Source organism: Chlamydia felis Fe/C-56 (assembly GCF_000009945.1).
Lineage (GTDB): Bacteria > Chlamydiota > Chlamydiia > Chlamydiales > Chlamydiaceae > Chlamydia > Chlamydia felis.
This window is the reverse complement of sequence record NC_007899.1, coordinates 239,214-260,819: the sequence shown is the minus strand read 5'-3', so window position 1 is coordinate 260,819 and position 21,606 is coordinate 239,214. Positions and strand designations below refer to the sequence as shown.

Genomic DNA, 21,606 nt, shown 5'->3' with positions numbered 1-21,606 from the left:
AAGTCTAAGTTTTATTCCTCCTTGTTTTGGGAATCCTTTTCAGGTTGCACGGTCATTAAGACAGTCACACTGTCTTGAATATTAGAAATGTCATCGCGTAATTCTTTTATTTTTAGCATTAAGTGATGCCCTGCCGAAATTGCGATGTCATTATTTGTTATGCCATCAGAGATAAAGGATAAAAGACATTCAATCTTACCTTTCAATGTAGTAAGTTTTGCTTCCAAACCTTCACTAACATCACTTGGGAGTGCTTGCTTATCTATGTTATCGGTAATGAAAAACTGAAGGTCGGAAATTTCTTGTTGCAGCTCGGATACCTTGTGTATCAAAACTTGAACTTCCTGCTCCTTGTCAGCAATTTCTTGTTCTTTTTCTTGAAGCTTAAATTTTAGGCTTTCAGAAAGGTGGCTTAAGTTGCTGGCAATGACTTGTTCTGCCTCCATAGCTTGACGAGCTATTATAGATTCTGCGTGGAGTAGCTCCACGTTAGTTCGAAGTTTATCTATGAGTTCGCTTGATGAACTTCTCAATTCCATTAACTCCGAGCGTAAGTTATTAACTGTTTCCTCCAAATTCGAACTTTCGCTAGTTGTAGCAATATATCTTCGAGTGAGGCTTGTCAATTCTTCTTGTTTAGTCGTCAACAGCTTATTATATTTGTTCGATTCTTCATCTAGCTGATTCTGGAGACTCGCAATAAAATTTTCTTGTTCTGATATATGTTTTTGTCGGTCTTGCAAAAGATCTTGAAACTCCTTTAGAGTCTTAGAAAATCCAGAAATCTCTTTCTTGCGTACACAGGTTAAATTAAGGATAAGAGCAGAACGGATCCCTCCTATAAGAAGGAGAAGAGCTATTCCTAGAATCACACCAACCATAAGCCCATTAAACACAGCTGATGCTTGAGCCCCAAACAGCACAAGCAAAGCTATACTAGCAGCTATCACAGCTAGACCTAGAATTGTTGTAATGACGGAAGTAATAAGAACAAGGTAAGGTTTATTGATACGATAATGACAGGGATTTAGTTGCTGCGCACTAGCAAGTCTTAAGGAGGAGGAAAGTTTCATAAGTTGCTCGCTTAAACATAGCCATATAATAAACAACGAATTCTAATTCGAATAATTTTTAAACATTCAATACACCCTTTGCATTTAATAGCAAGTTATTTGTTCTTAAAACCAAGCGCATCAATAGGTTGCCTCAATTATAAAACAAGAAAACAGGCTCTCATAATGGTGAGAAGCCTGTTTTAACATCTTTATGTTGCAAGCTATCTAGAATATTCATGTTCTGAAGAAGAACCGTTATCTATATTACCTTCTTCTACAGTCATGTAAGTAATGTCTGATTCTCGATTTGGAGATTCTAAAATATTAGCAGCTTCAAACCAACTAGCGTTATATTCATCCTCATCATCGCTAGAGGGCCGTTCTGTCTGTATACTCGCCTCTGAAAGTCGAGATTCCAAGTCCCGAGATAGATTAATGATCTCTTCCCTACAGTCCTGGAGTTGTTGTTCTAAATCTGCTTTATCTGCCTCAAATCGATGCATATATTCGCTATATCTTTCTTCAATATGCTGAGCTCTTTCGAATTGTATCGTGCTTTCTTCTTTAAGGTAATCCAACTCTATTCTTTGTTCTTGCAATTGTCTGTTAAGTTCTTGCTCTATAACTTCTCGATTACGTATCCGCAGATTCAGTATTTCTTGAGCATCTTGATAGCGTCGTGAGGTAGTTCGGAAATGAAAAAGATTGTAAACAGCCACGCAGGCAAGCAAAATAGACGCTAGTAGAGTAAAACTAACAAAAATAACATAAAGAACGCTTATACAGGTTCTGGAGGATACAAAAACAGCCATCTGTATCCCCAGTATAATGAAACACAAAGCTATGGCAGTAATATTCACAAGACAATAGCTTTTAGATGCACGCGTAGAAAGACAAATAGAAGTCCTTAGATTCGTGCCGAAGCAGTTAGAAATTCCATCCACAGCATTCCCTAGAATAAAATGAAAAACAAGAACGTATCGAGAAATATAAAAGTTTCGTCTATAGGTAACGCGAAGATTTTCAGATGCTTTTCAAAACTTCGGTATATTGCTAATTTCTATCCCAAAACAATTGCTTAGCATAGTCATTAATAAGACTGCTCTTTAGTTTCTAATTCTTCCACTCTTTTATTGTTATATTAAAAGTTTCTTCTTAACAGGAGAGGAAAATGAAACTCATAGAATAATATAAGAAAGAGCTTCTCCACTATACAGAAGAAAAAATCCAACCTCTATCTCACTAAGTACCATATTAAAATTTACAGAGAAATCTAGCGGACTGTTTTATAGAGCTTTTAGCATGAAAACCTCAAAAAAGTTCTCATCACACTGAATAATGCCAAAAATTATAGAAGAAATATAGACAAGCTTAGATGGGTTTCGGCATATAAGTTGGGCTCTCAGTCTTATCTGACCAACGTTTCTGAAATCGTTTTTAGGTTATGAATATATTGAAAAAACTGGAGTAGTAATGAAAACAATCGACCCTATTTACTCAATAGGGTCAATAGAACTTATAATATTAATTTAAAAAGAAGCGAACACGGGTTCTCATCTTCTTATTTCGTAATAATTATCGCAGATTAATTAGCGTCATCATTAGTATGCTCTTCGCTGCCCGCCACATCATTGTCGCCAGCATCACCTTCAGCACCTTCTTGAACATCTACATCTGCACCGTCATCTCCATGAGGTTGTGATTGCAAACTCTCTAATTCAGATTGCAACTTGCTTATATCTAATTTATTCTTGCTTATCTCTAATTTACTAGAGTTTAACAGGTCTTTGAGATCCTGACTTTCTTTCATTACCGCATCTTTCTCTAAAAGTAGCTTTTCTGCTTGATCTTTAAGAGATTCGAGCTCTAATTTTTGTTCCTCAATCTTTGCTTGTAACTCTGCAATGTTGCCTGGTATATTCATGGCCTCAAAATCTGCGAGAACCTCTTTTAAAATCTTAATTTCTTGCTTGCTGTCTTCTAACATCTTTTCAAGCGCTGCTTTCTGAACTTTGAGTTCTTTATTTCTCTCTATAAGTAGAGTATTTTGCTGTTCCACAATCATTAACTCTGTTTGACATTTTTTGACTGTGCTCTCTAAACTTTTATTTTTTTCTTCAGCTTGAAGAAGAAGCTCCTGGAGGTTTTTGCACTGTTTTCTTTGGTTTTCTATTTCGGCAACTAAGTCTGGACGTCCTTCCTCCATTAATTTGCTCAAAGAAGCATTCTGACGCTGCAAATCCATAACTCTAGCTTCTAAGTCTATTTTCTCTTGTTTTAAACATTCTAAATCACCCGCCAAACCTAGCAATTGTCCTGTCAATGCATCGCTGTGTTTTTGCAACTCCTCTAATTTTCTTTCGATGAGCTTATTGTTATCTTTTAGCAATGCTGCTTCAACTTCATACTGTATTTTTTCATGAACCAGCTGTCTCTCTTTTGCATCTTTTCGAACTCCTACAGCCAACTGATACCCTGCCATAGCGATAAGAACAACACCAGAAACAAGAGCCATCAACATAGCAGCAAAAAGAACAGAAGGTCCTGTCAATGCAAAGAACACCAAAGCACCTACTAAAGAACCAATGAGAACCAAGCCTGCTATAAGAATAATAGCAGCAGCAACCTGTTGATATTTATTTAAAGACACTTTCCAAAGTGGCTGTTTTTGTACTACAGAATTTACCACAGTGGCTGAACTAGAACCTATGTTCAATGAGTTTGTTGTCATAAACCGCTCTCTTGAGTAAACTAAACTTAAAACAGTGAAACCGTCGCAACCCTTTAAATGCAAGAACTTTATATAACTAGCCCACAAAAAGCTTTAGTAAAAAACTACGGAAAATAGATTACAACTAACAGTTATATGTAGCAAAAAACACGAACTTATCATGACCGAAGAACCTAAACTGGCACCATTTAGGGACTCAACATAATGAAAAAGTGTGTATTTTACAGAAAGTATCTTAGAATACAGCGGATACTTTGCGTTGTATGAATGTTGTATGAATAATAGAAACTAAAGATCCCCCATGAAACATAAGGAGGATCTTTAATCAAAATAAGAAAATTTATTGTTTTTTTTCGAATTGCTTTAATTTATTCTCGGCAACTTTTAGAGCTAAATCTTTGGCTTGATTCTCTAGAGAGATTTTCAAAAACTCTCTCTGAATTTCTAAGAATCTGTTTTTATAAACTTCCAACTCAGAACGGTTTGCGTCTAGTTGTTTGCGAAGATCAACACCAACCTGTAACAACGTTTGTTGTTCCTCTAGTGATCTTTTTTCCTTAGTATTCGGACTCAGAGCTTCTTCATGGGCTCTTAGAATATCTGTAAGTTCTTTAATTTTTAACTCTGCTATGATTAAACGTTCGTTAGCTCCCTCCAGCCCCTCTCGCAAGGTAAAAATCTTAGCTTCTCTAATATCAAAAATCTCTTGTTCCAATTCATAAAGCTCAGAGGAATTAATTGGAGAGCCTTTAGGGAAATTAAATTCGCGAACTCTAGCCTCGAGACCTGCATCTCCATCACAATATTGTTGTAATCTCAACGCCCTTAAACTTTCTACTCTGTTTCTCCCAGAGGCAGAGCTACTATTTTGTTGAAGAAGATTAAACATCTTGCTTTCTAATTGAAAGATCGCCTTATGGTTGAGACGGTCTTCTGATAATTCTGCCAATTCATCAACTTCATCTTTTAAATCAGAACCTTTACATAGTTTTTCTAACCTACTGATTCTGTCTTTTGCCATTAGTGTACGGTCTTGAGCATCTGCGCTCAGAAGTGTTCGTGCCTCTTGTCTATATCCCTCTAGCTTAGCCACATTGCCTTCCTTCACAGAATTCGAAGCTAAAAACAGAGGTTTTTGATTTACAAATGTTAGAACCTGACGTTCTAACTGTTGATTGCACTTCTTCAAATTGGAAATAAAAATATTATTTTCATGAGCTTCTTGATACAAAGTCCGCACTCGTTCTTGTAAGGCAGACATACTGGGGCCGCGTCCATCTTCTAAATGTTGGATCTGTGCTTCCAATTGTTGCAACTTGGCTTCACTCTCACCTAATTCTTTCTCTGCAGCCTTTCTTTTATCCACTTGAGCTTTTATCTGTGCTCTAACAGTTTTCTGAATACGAGTTTTTTCATTCGAACGCTCAAGCAATTGTTTATCAAAAGCCTGGATCTTCATCTCTTGCTTTTGATTTTCTTCTTGTAAATCTGCTATCCGGCCCTCTAGATCAGTTATTAAAGATCGGTCGGTACTCTCTTGATTCCTATTCTCACCTAGCAAATCTCTTTGCAAATCACTCATTGAGTTTTCAAAATCCACGCATCTATTCTGTAACTTTGCTATCTTCTCTTCATATTCTCCACATTTATCAGTGAAATCTTGAACAAACGATTGTTTCTCATTATCAGCATCTAGAAGATCTTGCTCTAATCCTCGAACTCTTTCTAGTGCCTCAGCCTGGCTCTGTTTTAATTGTGCAATTTCCTTTTCGCAACGGGATTGTATCCTTTGATATTCTGATGCATTACTGGATATTTTTTCTTCTTTCTCCTTAAGTTCTTCCCTTAACCTTAGGATTTGTTTTTGAGCCTCTTGTTGTTCTTGATTAATCTCTGCTGTTTGTGTCTCTGCATTACTTTTTTCTATGTCTAAACTAAACTTCGATGCTATTGATTCAGATACTTCTAATAGCACAACTCGAGATTCTAAGTGCAAGCGTTGTACACGCAACTCATCTCTTTCTAAACTTACGCGAATCTGTTCAGATTTTCTAGCAAGAATACTACTATTTGCCTCTTCTTGATCTAAGGATTTCTGAAGTTTTTGTACCTCTTCAAGCACCTGCATCCGAAGAATTTCTAGTTGTTGTATTTTTTCTGTCTTTTCTTCTAATTGCTTTTCTAAATTTGTACACAATGTTATTTGATAGTCTCTGTTTACTAGAGAGATCTCTAACTCCGATATGCGACCTAGAAACTGCGAGCGCTCTGTTTGCAATTCTCCCAAACGCGTCTCTGCAGCTGAAGAACGTTCTTGGGACAGAGATTCACTTTTGGCGAGAGCTTCCTCCAAATCTCGAATTCTGGACTCAAAAGCACAACGTTCTTTATTGACATTTAGCTCCGAAGAAGGATCTATTCTCTCAAATCCACGAATTCTTCCCTGGTCTTCTTTCTGGCTTAAAACTTGAGATTCTAACTCTAGAATTCTCGATGACATGCGTTGGTTCTCTCTTTCCATTTCTTGTATTTTCTGATTCTCGAAATTCTGATCTTCTGAAATTTCATCTGTCCGAGTATGGCTTAACGATGGGGGTCGCGACATCTCTTGTTGCAGCTCTTGCTTCTGTAGAACAGACATGCAGCTACTAGTCCTTCTATGTGCTATGGAATAAGTGCTTATAGCCAAGGAAAATAACGCGGCCAAAATACATAGGCTTAAAATCACGCTATGGAGCATCCCCAGTTCAACACTGAAAAACGCCAGAGCGGTTATACCTGTAACAACTATCAATAAAGATAAAAACAGGGAAAACACATTAACGACTAAGCAAGCTCTGGGCGAATTTGCTTTGACCAAACATGAATTGATTGCTGAAATTGGCGTTAAACACGCGGGAATACATCTCATAATTATCTCACAAACAATAACAACGATTAAAAAACTAAGATCTGAATTCTATTATTTTTAGATCTTTTCTTCAGAGAAAGGGCCTTTTAAACCCTTTCATCGCATTAAAATTAAACGGGTGCGAAATAGAATAGACTTCACAACATAGGGTGAAGCCTATTTAGAACATGGTTATGGCAGTCTATATACTCGATGATCGGTTACGTGTTCTTGTAGGCAGTTGTAAATTTATGGTTTCTAATAAAGCAATCCGCTCTTTTTGCTGACGGATGCGAATTAGGGCACAAGGAAGAGAGGAGGTGTTGACCTCAGATTCAAGATCATCATAGAGATCCATATTGCTTTGTAAATTCGCTACGATCTCTTCCCTTTCCCTTAGTAAAGTTTCCAGCTCATGAATATAATCAAGATCTACGTCATGTTGCTGATGCATTGAGTCTTGTAAATCTGAAATCTTTTGTTCTTTTTCTCTTATCTCTTGATTAATTATTTCCTGGTTTTGTGATATAATTTTTCGAATTTCTGTCAGTTCGTCATTATGTACTGTTGTTTGGTTGGATATTTCATCTTCTAAAATACGTAGTCGTTCGCAAAACCTTTTTTCACGGGCCATTATTTCTTCTTGATGCTGATCTTCCAGTTGAGAACGTATAACCGTTTGTCTTTTTAACTCTGCGCAACATGCGTCATCCTTTTCTTTTAAAAGTTCAGCATGTTCTTTTCTCAACTGATGAATCAGACTTTCTAGATGTACAATACGTTCGCTTCTTTCTTGCAAAAGATGATTTTGCTCTTCTATATTGCTTTCTTTCGGCATTTTCTGTTCTTCCATCTGTAGAGAACTTAAACTTTCTAGTTCCTTCTTAGTAGAGGCCAGTTGTTGCGAAAGACTAAGAACTCTCTCTTGTTCAATGGTAGCTCTTCTAGCCAGCTCTCGTTGTGTAAAAATCCCCCTAAAGAAAAAAAATAACCCGCTAGCTATAAGTAATAACCCAGCGACAATAGCAATGCTTAAAAGAATAGCACTTAATAAACCCAGATCTGTTCCTAAAAAAAAACCGCATGCAATGCTAGAGGCAATAATTAAAATTCCTGATACTATTGCAATAGTATTTATAATAGTGTTAGCATCCGTTCTTCTTACATATGTAGATACCGCCCCTTGCCCTTCTACTTTAGAAGACAAGTTCGCCTGGAAACATTTCATAAAGACACCCATGATAAAATAGATAACTTGCATACGCTCGTCTTTAACGAGTTGGATATAGTCAAGCGTCTGATAGGCATGGCTGCACGGCATATTTTAATAATAACAAGTGAAGATCACAAATTACCCTATATTAGTGCTCCCAAGTATTCGTTACCACGTATTCACCCCCAAATTACAGACTCCAAAGAAAACGCTTTTAAGGATTAAGACATGGTATTTCTGTTAACATCTACTACGCTTTTTTATAAGTACGAATTTCTCCTCTTTAAATCTTAAATAATGAATCTCCTGCAAATATAAATTTTAGTCACTGAGTTCTGATAAATTTTCATTTGCATCCATAAATATATCTTCATCAACTATTATGACGGTATTGAGAAGCTCTTCTTCCTCTAAAACCATATCAGCAATCTCCACATTAGTCGTATTGAAAACACTATAATGCTGCGTACACGAGGTATCAATATCTCTTATTTCTTCATCAGCCGTTACCCTAGTCTCATCCATATCACAAGGTGGATGAGACTTCTCCTCTTTTAAACAACTAAAGTTTTCTATTTGTCCTTGATGCCCATTCTTACGATCAGACTGTTGTCCCTGTTTTTCATGCTCTAACCCTGATTCTGCACACAGAATATCAAACTCTTCGCCACATAAGGTTAGCCGATTCTCCAAAGTATAAATGCGAATTTTAACATCCTTTTCCCTTTGAGGAGCTACGCGTTGGGAATCATTAAGCTGGTGCATATCACTAAGTTGATCAAGACAACACTCATAAGCCTGCAAAGCCTGAACATGCTCCAAACATGCACGCCATAACGCCAACGAGCTCTCCCGATATTGGCTGTTTATACTTGCATCAGCTTCAACATCTTTGCATAGATTTTCAAGCCTTCGACACTCCTCAGCAGCTATGGCAAATGCTATTTTAGCCGCAGCCAAATTTTCTTTTACTCGAGCCAATTTATCCTCAAGATCCTGATAAGCAGGATCTTTTTGAGAATATTCCAATAACTCACTACTTAATGCTGTTTCTATAGTATCAAAATCTTCCAAGGCTCCCACAGATATGTGTTGTGCCTCCATATCCTCACCACAACCTCGCAAGGCCTGACCTGAAATACGGGGAGACTGGGGGACTAGAGCTAAGCAAGTAAAACATTTCAAACTGGCGGTGATAAGCAAAATCCCTATCACCACAGATAAGCCAATAATTACTGTGGAGTATAAGATTCCTAACTGTGCTCCAAAAAGAATAGCAAGAGTTATGGCTCCACTAAGCATTAAGAGACTCACCATTACCGATACAATAGTTGCTACTAAACGAACTCGAGAAGCAGAGAAATTACAACAACGCTTCTCAGAATTCTCCGATTTCAAATAGCAACAAAGAGAAGCGCAAACCATACGAAATTCATCCAAATTATAAACGGCTGAAATATAGTATTTTCTACCCCGTTTTATTTCAAGTTTTTATTAAGAATCGTCAATTTAATTCCGATTTGTTTTACCCTAAACCGTTTATAATCAACAAAAAAAAGAAAATACAAATTATTGAAACATTCTTCCGTAGGGAAGCAATGCGCAGAAAATATATGCTTGGAATTTATTAAAAAAAGGCCCGAGGCCATTTTTAGAACGACTTTTTCTCTGATCTTTACGAGAATCTTTCGTCTACTTTTAACTTTTTTCTATTTTCACTATTTGTCATTAAGGCTATTTTTTAGTTAGAATTACCATGCTTACAATTAATAATTGTAAAGCTACCTATCTCGCTTACTATCCCTCTTCTGGGGGATAAGTATAGTTACGCGCATTTCTCAGAAGATTTACTTATCCCAATAACCACATATCACAGATTTGTAAGAGACAAATCTAATCCAATCACACGTGTGCTGCACAGCATTGAATGAACTGATTAATTTTGTAAAACTGGGACGTGCTTTATGGCAACCATTCTCTCTAACGGTTTTCCTGTCTACTCTGTAAACATTATCCCTAAGGAATCTTTAAAACAAACCCTGCAGACATATGCAGAGAGCATTCGGTATCATGTGTTATATCTTTTTATAAAAACAAGACTTTTGAGATTATCGCAAAGTACAGGAACTCTAGCCCCCTGTCAGACAATGCTAATTTCTATCCTAGCAGCGATCTCTAGTGCAATTTTCATTTTATTTCTCTATCCTATAAAATTAATCATCTTATCTGTCAGTCTGTGTCTAAAAGATCCTAAAATACCTGCTACATCTCCCATAAAAGCTTTCGTACGTAAACTACAGGACATATGTACAAAAACACTCTATATTAACTCTGATACTCTCCATGAAACTCCCGAATCCTCTCCCTTCCTAAAAACCTTCTTAGTCCCAGAAACAGCCTCTTGGAAATGTCTTAATTTAGAACATGAGATACTCAAGTTGTTCCCCACCATTCCTATGCCGTGGGCAAAGATCATTACTCATATTCACGCCAAGTATCTAAAAAACAGAAACACTTCTTCTACACAAGAAGTATCATACGAAGGATCCCTTTATTACTCTACGATGCAAAAGCTAACAGCAACGTTGCAAGACCCTACGATTTCCACACAAAGAAAACAAGACCTCCTAAACTATATTGGATCCTACGCATGTGCGTGTCCTCCTACATGGATTGAGGTTACATTCCGAGAGTTAGTAGAAATCTATAACAAACAAGACACGGGTATCAACCATGTCCTATTTTGTGTACAGATGTTCAAAGAAAATCTTTTACAATTTATTACTAACCGTTCTTCGGAAGAGTGGCACCATATAGCGGGTTTCAAGCATTACCACGGACGCTCTCTAGGATTAAATATGGATGCTCTAGCCCGCATTCAATTTACAAGCCACCTAATCTTAAAAAAGCAAGCCCTCTATAACCGGTTATACAAAAGGTTCCTTTCCCATTACAGGGCCTCCGTCAAAAATCTCATTGAATATATTCGCGATCAAATCTCCGAATCTTCTCAAGAATTGAAAAACTCCCTATCGTCGTATCTCTGTGAAACGATGAGGGCATTCCAACTCCCAGAACATGAAATTCCTTCTGTTCTCTCCTCACTATTTTATGACACACAGTTGGAGTTAAACTCCACCGGGATTACCTTCATTTTACTCATGCAAGGAATTTTAACCACGGGACCACAAACAACTCTCGAAAAAATAATGTGTAGACCCTGACCTCTCTATGTAGTCTCCAATGAACAAGACCGTAACCGTTCTCCACAATTCGAAACTTACGAACAAATCCCCAGAATATCAACCACATAGAAAGAAAAAAAGTTGCAAACAATCCGTGGTTTATTTACAATTTTTGGACTTTTTGCCGGAAGAACACGAAATAGTCCTTTCGATGCACTTTTGGCACATTTTTCATTTAGGTAAATTTATGTCGCTGGAACACAATAATTTCCGATCCACTCTTACTCCTCCACAACCGGCAGCCTCGTTGCACGGGGGAACTTCTTTAATAAAAACAATTAATCAAAAAATTTCTTTTACATCCATATACAAAACGTTTTGTAATAGACTGGGGTCTTGTCTTTGTTTACATCCAGAAAGGCATTCTGGCCCAGGATGGATATTTGTTATCGTTTTATCTGCTGTTCTTTCTGTTCTCCTTTGTATTCTTCTCCTCCCCCTAAAGTTAATTCTAATCGGATTAAGCTGCTGCCCTTGTGTTTCTAAACCCACGACGCTAAGCAATGAAAATATTCTTATTCCCTCTTCAGCGTACCAACCTCCTCCTTCACCGCTAAATAGAAGAAGTTCGTTCTCTAGGACTTCTGTTGAATTAGATCCGTCTAGGTTTTCCCCTAGTTCCCTTACCCCCCCCCGCCAAGAAGATCCTCCACCCCGTCCCACATATTCAACTCAAACAAGCATTCCTAGCCAACCCTCATTCCCTCCAGAAAGAATTCTCCATCAAGAAATCACGCTTCAAGAGCACTTACAAATAAACTATCCCGGAATAAACCCAGAGGACATTACCTTAGAAAACTTAGGGATTACCTGCTTAGATTTAGAAGATCTCCCCCAAGGCACTAGCATACTCGATCTTCCCGCCTCAATGTTCTTTCAAGAAGAAATACCAAATCTAGTTCAACAACCTACATTCCTTAGTCAACAAGATGTCCCATGGATCCCCCCCTCTTCTTTACCTGTTATATCTTCACACGAGCCTTTATAACCTCATACTATACATCAACCAACTCCAACCAGCTCCCAAACAGAAGTTCAAACAACATCTCAAGATCAAAGTGTAGTTAGCCAACCATCATCCCTTTCTATGGATATCTCTGCCAACACTGCAACCGGAAGAGACATCGATCAAAATCTCACTGCTAGAGAATTCTTAAATGCAGCTTATCCCAATGCAGATCAACAAGTTGCTCTTATTAATGGTGCGCGTGTAAATGCAACGCTACTAGGAATTTCTTTGGGTGAAAGTGATGATGACGTTCTTAATCTTCCCGCTGCTGTTGTCTTCCCAGACTTAATGCTTGGACCTATTGCACGCCCCACATCCTTAGATCTCGACACCTCACACTCTCTTGACCATCATGCTGAAATATTGCCGAATATTCCTGATGAAGAACCAATTTCCCCAAGTGACCCCAGATATATGTTCCTACAGAACAACTTCCCAGAAGTAGAACCGGAACACTACAGTAGACATATTGAATTATTAGCTTCTTTAGCAGGCATAGAAGCAGAAAACTTTGATCTTCTTCAACTCCCCATGAACGCATTTGTTCCTACACCTGCTCCTCAACCTGACTACCAACCTCTTTCTCTAGAAGAAGCCCAAGAAAGGTTTTCTGATATCTCTCCCGAGGCATACGCAGATCAAAATAATGCCTTTATTCGCAATCTTATAGAAAACTCACCTAAACGCTGGGATTTCGTAAACAGACTAAGAAACAACATTACATCAATAACTCCAAGTTTATCCTTGAGAAGAGAATGGTTCACGATCTTAGATGTGATAGTGAAAAAGTCCGATCCAGACCTGGAGGGGAAAGAAACGCAGGATCTCGCTCGAGCCTATTTATTCAAAATTTACTCTATTTTAAAGAACAGTGACGTCTCTCAAGAGAGAAAGCTAGAACTCTTAAAATACGTAGCTTCTTATAAGAATAGCCCCGCCCACTTATGGTTAGAGGCTATGCAACAAGAATTAGCACTACAAAAGGAAATTGATCCTAAAACAATGGCTTTTCACACTGAAGAAGGCGCTTGCGCAGCTGGAGTCTCTGGTATATCCTCAAGAAGAATTCTATTACCGACTCTTAAATCTAAACCAAGTACTAAAGAGTTCAATGACTACATTAAACTGCTAAAAAATCTCTTATCCCGCCCAGTATGCACTGAAATGGATAACATACATCTTGCTCCAACTAATGATGAATATCTTGAATCATTGACGAGGAATTCCCCTAAAACTTGGAAGCCAATTCGCGAGCCTTTAGAAAAACGAATTAAAGAACTAACACCCAATAGTAGTATTCATAATGCGTGGTCGAGAATTCTATTAGTTCTCTCAACAGCAAGGGATAGACTAATGAGTTCTCAAGAGGCTCAAGCTCTTTCTCAATCAACTATGTACCAGCTTCTTCAACTTTTAAATAATCCGAAAATACCTCAAGACAAAAAATTATCGATCTTAAGCAACATAGCCTCCTATAGCAACAGATGTGCTCCTACATGGGTAAGAACCACAGGTCAGGAATTACAAGCTATATTCAACGCTAACGATGTTTCCACAAACATTGTATTTTCTTGGGTACAAATTTTTAAAGAACATCTCCTGGCACAAATATGTAGAGACGAACGAGAATGGCACATAATGACAGCATTTAAACATCAGTACGGTGCCGAATTAGGATTAGACAATACGGGTGTATTTTTAGATACATACACACGAACTCTAGCAAGTGACAGGTACAGAACAAAACATGAGAACTATCTTCAAGAATTTCTGAATGCTTATGAAACTAGTGGTGAAGGCTTGGTCAATTCCGCTCTATCACAAGCCCTTGGAGGATCTCAGGATCAAATCCTAGCTCTAAGAGATATTATCCTAGCAGACTTAACGGCTATAGGCATCCCAGAAGAATATCGGGCGGACATTATGACGGAAGTTTTCTTCCCAGAAGACAACAATTATAATCCGTCTAGAGAAGCAATTCTTTACCTATTATTAAAAGAAGGGGTAATCACCGCTCAGGATCGTTCTAGCACACCTTAGAATAAATCTTTAACCGCCTGCTTGAATCTCCTACATCTCTAAAGCCTCATAACTTCAAGGTTATGTCGCTTTAGTTTTTTGTCCCAGGGAAAAACGCCTCTATTAAACATTTCAGAAAAACATAATCTTGTTATGATTATTACGAACGTTCTTCTCTCATGATTAACATTCACAATACACCACGATTCCATTCCTCCCCTTAACCGCGGAATCCTTCTTCTTATTATTAAGAACGATCCCAAGAAGCTCTTTTTGCAATTATAAAATTAAAACAACAAATCCTTATACATTTAAATCAGAATCAACCAACAAAACAGTATAATAGTAAAAACAATAAGCCCTAATTTCCCTAAATAAATTCACACTAATGAGCGTGTTCCCTAATCCAAATACCCTTCGGCTTCCCATAGTCTCCGAGCCTTACCCTCTTTCGCATTGCGAACGCTTTACGACATTCATCCAACGTGCTGACTACTGTTTCTTATTCTCTAAAAATTTTCGAGCTATAGGTTCTTGCCTAAAATCACCAGAATCTTGTTGGGATTATCTACTCCTAACTCTAATATGCGTGGTTTCTATCCTCTCCTCTCTGGCAATTTACATTCTACTCATCCCTTTTAAATTACTTATTTTAGCAATCTTATGCCCTTGCCAAAGAAAACCCCAAGAAATTTCTTCTCTTCCTGCAACCCCTAAAGCTCTTCTCCCCCTAACCGAACTCCAAAAAACTTTTGTTGAAAAAACAAAAAGCGAGATTCTTCAGAAGGTATCAGAAGAATTTGAACCCAATATGGCGACAGACATCTTAAGTCTAGCTCCTCTACCCTCGCCATTTTTAAATTCTTTAGCAACAACAACATATTCAAAGCATTCATGTAACTACAAACATCTAACAAGGCTAATTCATAAGCTAAATAGCTGGAATTCCGGTTGGCAGATCATCATCCACTATCTTACCGTAGAATTAAAAGAAGATACCTCCCACCCCGACGCACAAACATTCCCTATCATGATGCATCATTTGATCTTAGCTCTGGAAGACCCTAAAATTTCTCAAGAAAAGAAACGCGATGCTCTTCGTGAAATCTCCTCCTACGCAGATAAATGCAAACCTACTTGGGCAGAGTCTATCTTCAGAAATATCAATAATCTCTACAATACACGAAGTTCTGGGAGAGATCAGATACTATTGTGGTTGCAAATGTTTAAAGAGCAACTACTGTCTCAACAACAACTTATTTCTCAGCAAGACGAATGGCACCAAATCAATGGTTTAAAAGAAGCATATGGAGAAGAACTGGGCTTAATTGTTGATCATTTAAATGAGAATCTTTCAGCTCTAACCTTACGTCAGACATCAAAGACTCCTGTGAACAAATTAAAATATTTCGTACTCAAGAACCATTTTGAGCAAACATATAAGTCTTCGTACTCTGAGCTAATACAATACATCTATGATGCATTCTTAACATCACCACCAGAAATACAAGCCAATATTTATAGTTTCCTTCTTAGTGAAGTTGCCAATCTCATCAATTTGCCTGAAACTGGAGAACACTTTAACATAGTAATGGATTGCTTCTACGATGATAATTGCGAATTCCAAAGAGAAGGTATTATCTACCTACTTTACATTATGGATATCATAGTTTCTAAAAACACCTAATCCATTCTTCTATCTAAAAAAAGCGTTGTGTAAACAACACAACGCCTTTTCGATTCTCGAAATAGCCGGTGCCCCCTAGAATATTACCCGCATACCGCAATTCACATCATAAGACACCGTATGTTCTCTCCATTCATAAGTGGCCCCTAAGAACGTACTAAAATACGAGTTCCACTCAGTATCATTACTAAACTGAGCTTTTATCGATTTTCTAGCAAGATCTGAGCCGATCCCTTCCCAAGAATAGGATGCTACTGGTAGGTTAATAAGAACTTTAGGTTCCCAACGATAAACATCAAGAGCATAGGAAAAACTCAAGCTATTGACCTCAGAACGTTGTCCTCGAGAGTAGTTATGCTCTAAAGTCAATCCAAAAGGAATTGTAACATTTTGTAAATGTCCTTCAGCAAAAGATCTTATTTCATCTCCGGTCTCTGTAAAAGCAGGAAGATCCATATAGGTATATTCAGCCTCTACAAAAGGAACAACAGCAGAGACTATAGAAGAGATAAATCTGCGAGAGTTTACAATATGACGATAATCCACATGAGCATCTGCTAAGATTCCTCGGCTATTCCAAGACCCTTTAGACACACCTAAAGATTGTGCGGAGTACGTTGTATTCAAGTCATTATGAATATCACTGTAGATAAACATACCTTTAAATAACCAAGAACCTGCCAAAATTCCTACATATCCAGAGCCTAAATAGCCACTTTGGTTACTACGAGAAGAATACAATTGGCTATCTGTATAACCGAAGAATTGCGCGAAGCTTCCCCCAATTAAAAAGTCTTCGATCAACTGCGTATCTAAACCTAGAGCATAGCCTCCAGCACGATGTGTAAAACCATCTACTTTAGCAATCGTTGCACAATTGGAAAATGTTCCCATACCAGATCCCCAAATGTTCGTTGAGAAATCCAATTCCATCCTTTGTGCGGTAATATTGTGAGACAACTGTTGTTGCTTTAAAGCTCGCAAATCTCCGTACTGTCCCCATAAGGTATTCAATACTATAGACCCATCTTTCTCAGGATTTAACTTATAACTGGTAGGCTTCCAATTGATCATTAATTTACCATCAACAACCTGAGGATCGGACCATCTTCCCATATGCCCATAGGTTTCTTCTGTTATTGTTGGGACAGAAACTTTAACATTTATATCTTCTAAAATTCGCTCTAGCTCGGGAGTATCTGATATTGTAGAGGCACTCTTAAACGAAATCAAAGTAAGATCTGTCTCTTTATTTAATAAAGCATGGTTTTCATAACCAGCTCCATCTGAATCCACGAGACTTAAATCTAAAGATCCTGAACCAATTGTTGTCCCCTTAGGAACAATAATTTGTGGTGGTAACGGTGATGAGCCATCATCGTTAGTAACAAACGAAGCTAAATCTACGCCTATACTACTAATATCCGCTAAGGTTTTCTCAATAGGATTTTTCTCTATCTCGTAATTACTATAATAAGATTTCGCAGAAGGGCTTTCTATTTTCTCTACAGATTTGACATTAGGATCAAAAATACGTAGTACTGTTCCTACTGAAAGTAGAATTTCACTACCTTTTTCCTGTTTTAAACCACATAACCATAACTGAGCTTTATCAGATAAAACTAAAGTCCCAGATTCTAAAACAGCTACCTGAGGAATTTTAGATGTCGCATAAGCAAAGCGAACTTTTCCAGAATGAGTCACTCCGGAATCGTCTTTCGACTTAGAATTAAATATTAAAGTAGGATCAAGTAAAATGTTCTCATGAGATTCCGAGCTCTTTCGTAAAGTTAAGTCCTCGAAAACAATAGCATCCGAAAAGCTTACGGTATTTTCACCAATGGCAGAAACCTCAACTAATCTCGATTCTTTCCCAGAAAAGTAAATTCCATCAGAGGCATCTTCAGCACCTCTATTTCCCTGGAAAACAATATCGCCTCCTACAGCTTCTAGGATTACCGATCCTTTTTCACTAATACGAACAGCTCCACCTCTAGGGGAATAGTTGTTATAAAAAGCTACAGAACCTTCATTTTTATTAATGATCAGATCTTGGGTATAGATTGCACCCCCACCGAATAAATTGTGGTCAGGATGTTGCGCCGCTGAGGTGCTATTCCCAGAAAAGATCACATCTCCGACATTTTCAGTAATGACCACTTTGGTATTAGCACTCACCACTCTAGAAGCAAAACGCTCTTGATCTTCTGCTGGAGTTAAAGAACCAGTTAAAATAGCTCCACCGAAACACCCTGTAGTATTTCCTGAGAAAAGCACTTTATCGTTATTTTCACGAATAACTACCGCAGTTTTAGCAAAGACAGCCCCGCCTCCACTATGATGTCCTACCGTATTAATTTGTCCTTCTTCCAGATTCTCAACATAGGGATCGCCAAAAACTAAGTTATCCTTAAATTCTACCCTTCCCAAGTTCTTAGAAATAGATACCTCTCCCTCAGCACAAGCAATAGCTCCGCCTGCGGAAACTGTTCTGTTGCCGATGAAGGAAATTGTGGTCTCGTTATTGTTGATGCTTAATTTGTCTCCTAGAGCACAAATAGCCCCACCAAGAAATTGTGAATAGTTGCGGACAAACTGAACTTTTTTGTTATCGGAAATGGTTACTGCATTAGATAAAACAGCCCCACCACTACTATTCTCACCAGAAACATGGTTACTGGAAAACAATAAATCTGCGTTATTTTTCAAACCAATAGCTTCTGCTCCGAATAAAGCTCCTCCTCCTAAAGGATTCTCTTTTTGAGCTTTATTATTCTTTATTTCCATGGAATTTTCAGCAAAGACTATCGCTGCAGTGTTATCTTCGATGTCTATGCTCTTAGCAAAAATCGCTCCTCCACCACGGACTCCCAAATCTACGAGTTTAGAAGATTCTACAGGAGCATTTTGAGAGCTATTTTCTTCAGAAACCTCTGCAGAAGGCATTGGAAGAGGGAGAAATTTTCCACTATTATAAGAAAAGGTAATTGCTCCAGAATTATCTGAAACCATAACTCTTTCATTAGCAAAAATCGCTCCTCCACCAAGATGTGTACTATTGGATTCACATTGACTAGAAGCATTCTTAGAAAAAATAATTTCTCCTGTATTTCCAGAAATCAAAATATTCGCTCCATAAAGAGCACCACCACCAAGATGGCTATGAGTCTCTGGAGAATTCATGAGATTCTCGTTAGCCTCAAATTTGATAGCACCTGAATTATCGATAATTTTAATATCACCTGATCCTGGTAACGGCTCTTCAGAACTTGTATAAGGCTGTTCAGGAAGCAAGCAATAAATAGCCCCACCCCCAAGTTTAGATGTGTTTTTTTCAAAAATAACGCTTCCAAAATTCTTGCAGATTTCCACCTGATTTTGAGCACTCACAGCTCCACCTGTAAACTCGGCAGAGTTTTCCTTAAAACAAGTGTCCCCAACACTCTCTACTATTCTTACATATCTAGATAAAAACGCTCCTCCATGAGATTTAGAAGTGTTTTTACAACAAGAAATTCTCTCATTGTTTAAGAAACTAATTCTTTCTCCAGAGGCTAAAGCTCCTCCTCCTAAAAAGGCAGAGCTTTGAGAAGAAGCTAAAGCACAATTTTCTACAAAATCCAAAGTTCCAATATTCTTACAAAAATCCATAGACTTAAGAGAAGATACTGCGCCTCCAGATAGAGCTCGATTGGAAATATAGGAAAGATCACCAAGATTTAAGGAGCAAACAAACTGCGCACAAGCCACAGATCCGCCATTAGCACTCTCTGCACAGTTTCCTTTCACTAAAAAAGTCCCAGAATTATCTAGAAATAAAACTTCTCCATTAGAAAATCTCGATGTGTGGGCTTCGCCATGTATCTTATGAACATTAAGAACTCCGCCTCCTTTAGAAAAATCTGCGATCTCACCAGAAGTTGTAAGATCGACACCACTCTTGCAGTTAAGTAGAGAAACATCATGACAACCATTTAAAGCAATACTTCGACCAGAAACAGCTCCGCCACAGGCTTGAGATGCACAGCCTTCAAATAAGAGATTTTCTTTAAAATGCTCAAAAATAACATCTTCATCTGAGTATACAGCAGCTCCGGAAGCTATAGAACTCAAATTAGAGAAAGATAGTCCTGATTTAGATCCCGCACCTATAAGAGCTATACCTAAAAATCCCGGACTATTTTTGCCTCCAGAATCCTCTGAGGAGTTTTTATAGCAAAAAGCCAACCCGTGCTGAGGATCTTGTACTTCGTATCCGTCTTTCTCAGAATTTGCAGGCAATGTGTGTATGTTTGCCCACGATAGTGAATTAGGAGTCTTAAATAAGGTGCTTACATCTACTAAACACTGACTTTGAGCGACATCCGCTCCTAGAATCTTAGTAACACATGAAGATATATCATGTAGAAGAGACGTATCTACATGCGTTTCAGCTTCTTTATTTTCTTTTTTAGGATTTTTCTTCTCAGAAGATTTCTCTTTTTTCTTATCTCCAAAAATTCCTGCGACAGTAGTTTCTACTGGAGGCTTGGATAAAGAAGTCGTGTCCAAAAATACCTCTGAAACAGATTCATAAGCGTACAGTCTGTGATTATTAGCTACTATCCCGGTGGAAACCAGTATGGCTATAACTACGGAATGTGAAAATGCAGATTTTTGAAACCTTGAAACCTTTTTTGCGATCATCGTAAACCTAATTCAGAGATATTTCAGTGTTCGTTTTCCAAAGGTTTATCACTATCAACACGATCCCGTCAATAAAGAAAGATCGCAAAAAGGAGAGCTTAAAGATTAAGAAAGACTTGATAAAATTCGCTGACAAACACGTGCGCGAGCTAAATCTATAGATCCAGAAATTCCATTAAATAAAGATCTACCACAAGCTTTCCCATGACACTTGATTACAAGCTTAGATAGCCCACACACCATTGAACCAGGATAAATTGTATAATCTAACTGACGTTTAACATCAGACTCTAATTTATCCCCTAAGATATGACGCAGAAAATCAAAAACCCCTTCTGCAGTCTTTAGAAAGATATTTCCTGTAAATCCATCCGCTACAACAATATCTACACTACCGCTAAAAACGTCTCCACTTTCAATATTACCTAAGAAAGAGTCCTGAAAAGTCTCTCTAAGAATGCGAAATGTCTGTCTATGTGCCTCTGTCCCCTTACGCTCTTCGGAGCCAATATTTAACAAACCTATGGTGGGGTGTTCTTTCTCACCAATACATTGTCGATAGGCTAGCCCCATACGAGCAAAACCCAACATTTCTTCGGGATTCACAGAAACATTGGCTCCAACATCTAATATAACCGCACACCCTCGCATAGTAGGAACGCGAACAAGTAGGGCTGGACGACGAACTGTGGGGAAAACAGGTATTTTAGTTCGAGATAGGGTAATTAAAGCCGCCGTGTTTCCTGTAGAAATAAAGGCGTCAATCTTGTCCTCTTTAAGATAATCCAAGCCTAAAGCCATGGATGAAGACTTTTTGCGAATTGCGGACAGCGGAGAATCATCCATAGTAACAAAGCTGTCTGAAGCAATTATCTTAGGACACTCCTTATACGTGCAACTGCTGAGTATCTGTTCTTGCACCTCATGAGAGGCGAAAGCAGTAAAAGAAAAGTGCGAGTTCGAAGCCGTAGAATTAAGTACATCGATCAGCACTTCCCAAATAACGAGAGGAGAGTGATCCCCTCCCATTAGATCTATGCCAATTTGCACGTTCATAACACGAATATATTA

General features: G+C 38.0%; 13 protein-coding genes. 5 read left to right on the top strand and 8 right to left on the bottom strand.

Features of this window, described 5'->3' with window-relative positions; all coding sequences use genetic code 11:
* Nucleotides 1–11: 11 nt before the first annotated feature.
* From CF_RS01105 to CF_RS01090, 4 genes are all read right to left on the bottom strand, one after another.
* The gene (locus CF_RS01105; RefSeq protein ID WP_011457774.1) at nt 12–1,073 is read right to left on the bottom strand and encodes an IncA family protein; all 1,062 of its coding nucleotides are present in this window, start codon (nt 1,071–1,073) and stop codon (nt 12–14) included.
* Nucleotides 1,074–1,276: 203 nt separating this feature from the next.
* The gene (locus CF_RS01100; protein ID WP_011457773.1) at nt 1,277–1,999 is read right to left on the bottom strand and encodes a hypothetical protein; all 723 of its coding nucleotides are present in this window, start codon (nt 1,997–1,999) and stop codon (nt 1,277–1,279) included.
* A 641-nt stretch (nt 2,000–2,640) separates the two neighbouring features.
* On the bottom strand, nt 2,641–3,786 hold the full coding sequence (locus CF_RS01095; protein ID WP_011457772.1) for an IncA family protein: 1,146 nt from the start codon (nt 3,784–3,786) through the stop codon (nt 2,641–2,643).
* Nucleotides 3,787–4,126: 340 nt separating this feature from the next.
* A complete protein-coding gene (locus CF_RS01090) occupies nt 4,127–6,427 on the bottom strand; it encodes a hypothetical protein (protein ID WP_050711606.1) in 2,301 nt (766 codons plus the stop codon).
* 34 nt (nt 6,428–6,461) lie between these two features.
* On the opposite strand from CF_RS01090, the gene CF_RS05255 reads away from it, so the two are divergent.
* A complete protein-coding gene (locus CF_RS05255) occupies nt 6,462–6,758 on the top strand; it encodes a hypothetical protein (protein ID WP_041467932.1) in 297 nt (98 codons plus the stop codon).
* A 120-nt stretch (nt 6,759–6,878) separates the two neighbouring features.
* Here CF_RS05255 and CF_RS01080 read toward each other — a convergent pair whose 3' ends face one another.
* Nucleotides 6,879–7,904, bottom strand: a complete 1,026-nt coding sequence (locus tag CF_RS01080) for an IncA family protein (RefSeq protein WP_173023624.1) — start codon at nt 7,902–7,904, stop codon at nt 6,879–6,881.
* Between the two features lie 306 nt (nt 7,905–8,210).
* Nucleotides 8,211–9,314: an IncA family protein gene (locus CF_RS01075; RefSeq protein ID WP_011457769.1), complete on the bottom strand. Its 1,104-nt coding sequence runs from the start codon at nt 9,312–9,314 to the stop codon at nt 8,211–8,213.
* Nucleotides 9,315–9,853: 539 nt separating this feature from the next.
* Between CF_RS01075 and CF_RS01070 the strand changes: the two genes are divergently transcribed.
* The 4 genes from CF_RS01070 to CF_RS01060 all read left to right on the top strand — a co-directional run bounded on the left by CF_RS01070 (nt 9,854) and on the right by CF_RS01060 (nt 15,849).
* Entirely contained in the window at nt 9,854–11,113 is a 1,260-nt protein-coding gene (locus CF_RS01070) for a DUF1548 domain-containing protein (protein WP_011457768.1), read from the top strand.
* Between the two features lie 208 nt (nt 11,114–11,321).
* Nucleotides 11,322–12,122, top strand: coding sequence for a hypothetical protein (locus tag CF_RS05330; protein ID WP_408609916.1), 801 nt, complete (start codon nt 11,322–11,324; stop codon nt 12,120–12,122).
* Nucleotides 12,123–12,221: 99 nt separating this feature from the next.
* Nucleotides 12,222–14,183: a DUF1539 domain-containing protein gene (locus CF_RS01065; RefSeq protein WP_011457766.1), complete on the top strand. Its 1,962-nt coding sequence runs from the start codon at nt 12,222–12,224 to the stop codon at nt 14,181–14,183.
* Between the two features lie 367 nt (nt 14,184–14,550).
* Complete coding sequence (locus tag CF_RS01060) at nt 14,551–15,849, top strand: DUF1548 domain-containing protein (protein WP_011457764.1); 1,299 nt, start codon at nt 14,551–14,553, stop codon at nt 15,847–15,849.
* A 75-nt stretch (nt 15,850–15,924) separates the two neighbouring features.
* Here CF_RS01060 and CF_RS01055 read toward each other — a convergent pair whose 3' ends face one another.
* Nucleotides 15,925–20,535, bottom strand: coding sequence for a polymorphic outer membrane protein middle domain-containing protein (locus CF_RS01055; protein ID WP_011457763.1), 4,611 nt, complete (start codon nt 20,533–20,535; stop codon nt 15,925–15,927).
* A 105-nt stretch (nt 20,536–20,640) separates the two neighbouring features.
* Nucleotides 20,641–21,591, bottom strand: coding sequence for a phosphate acyltransferase PlsX (gene plsX / locus CF_RS01050; RefSeq protein WP_011457762.1), 951 nt, complete (start codon nt 21,589–21,591; stop codon nt 20,641–20,643).
* Nucleotides 21,592–21,606 lie beyond the last annotated feature (15 nt).

What these genes read in the sequence shown, in the direction of transcription:
- CF_RS01105 (WP_011457774.1), bottom strand. Translation starts at nt 1,073, where the DNA reads ATGAAACTTTCCTCCTCCTTAAGACTTGCTAGTGCGCAGCAACTAAAT.
- CF_RS01095 (WP_011457772.1), bottom strand. Translation starts at nt 3,786, where the DNA reads ATGACAACAAACTCATTGAACATAGGTTCTAGTTCAGCCACTGTGGTA.
- CF_RS01090 (WP_050711606.1), bottom strand. Translation starts at nt 6,427, where the DNA reads ATGTCTGTTCTACAGAAGCAAGAGCTGCAACAAGAGATGTCGCGACCC.
- CF_RS01080 (WP_173023624.1), bottom strand. Translation starts at nt 7,904, where the DNA reads ATGAAATGTTTCCAGGCGAACTTGTCTTCTAAAGTAGAAGGGCAAGGG.
- CF_RS01075 (WP_011457769.1), bottom strand. Translation starts at nt 9,314, where the DNA reads ATGGTTTGCGCTTCTCTTTGTTGCTATTTGAAATCGGAGAATTCTGAG.
- CF_RS01070 (WP_011457768.1), top strand. Translation starts at nt 9,854, where the DNA reads ATGGCAACCATTCTCTCTAACGGTTTTCCTGTCTACTCTGTAAACATT.
- CF_RS05330 (WP_408609916.1), top strand. Translation starts at nt 11,322, where the DNA reads ATGTCGCTGGAACACAATAATTTCCGATCCACTCTTACTCCTCCACAA.
- CF_RS01065 (WP_011457766.1), top strand. Translation starts at nt 12,222, where the DNA reads ATGGATATCTCTGCCAACACTGCAACCGGAAGAGACATCGATCAAAAT.
- CF_RS01060 (WP_011457764.1), top strand. Translation starts at nt 14,551, where the DNA reads ATGAGCGTGTTCCCTAATCCAAATACCCTTCGGCTTCCCATAGTCTCC.
- CF_RS01055 (WP_011457763.1), bottom strand. Translation starts at nt 20,535, where the DNA reads ATGATCGCAAAAAAGGTTTCAAGGTTTCAAAAATCTGCATTTTCACAT.
- plsX (WP_011457762.1), bottom strand. Translation starts at nt 21,591, where the DNA reads ATGAACGTGCAAATTGGCATAGATCTAATGGGAGGGGATCACTCTCCT.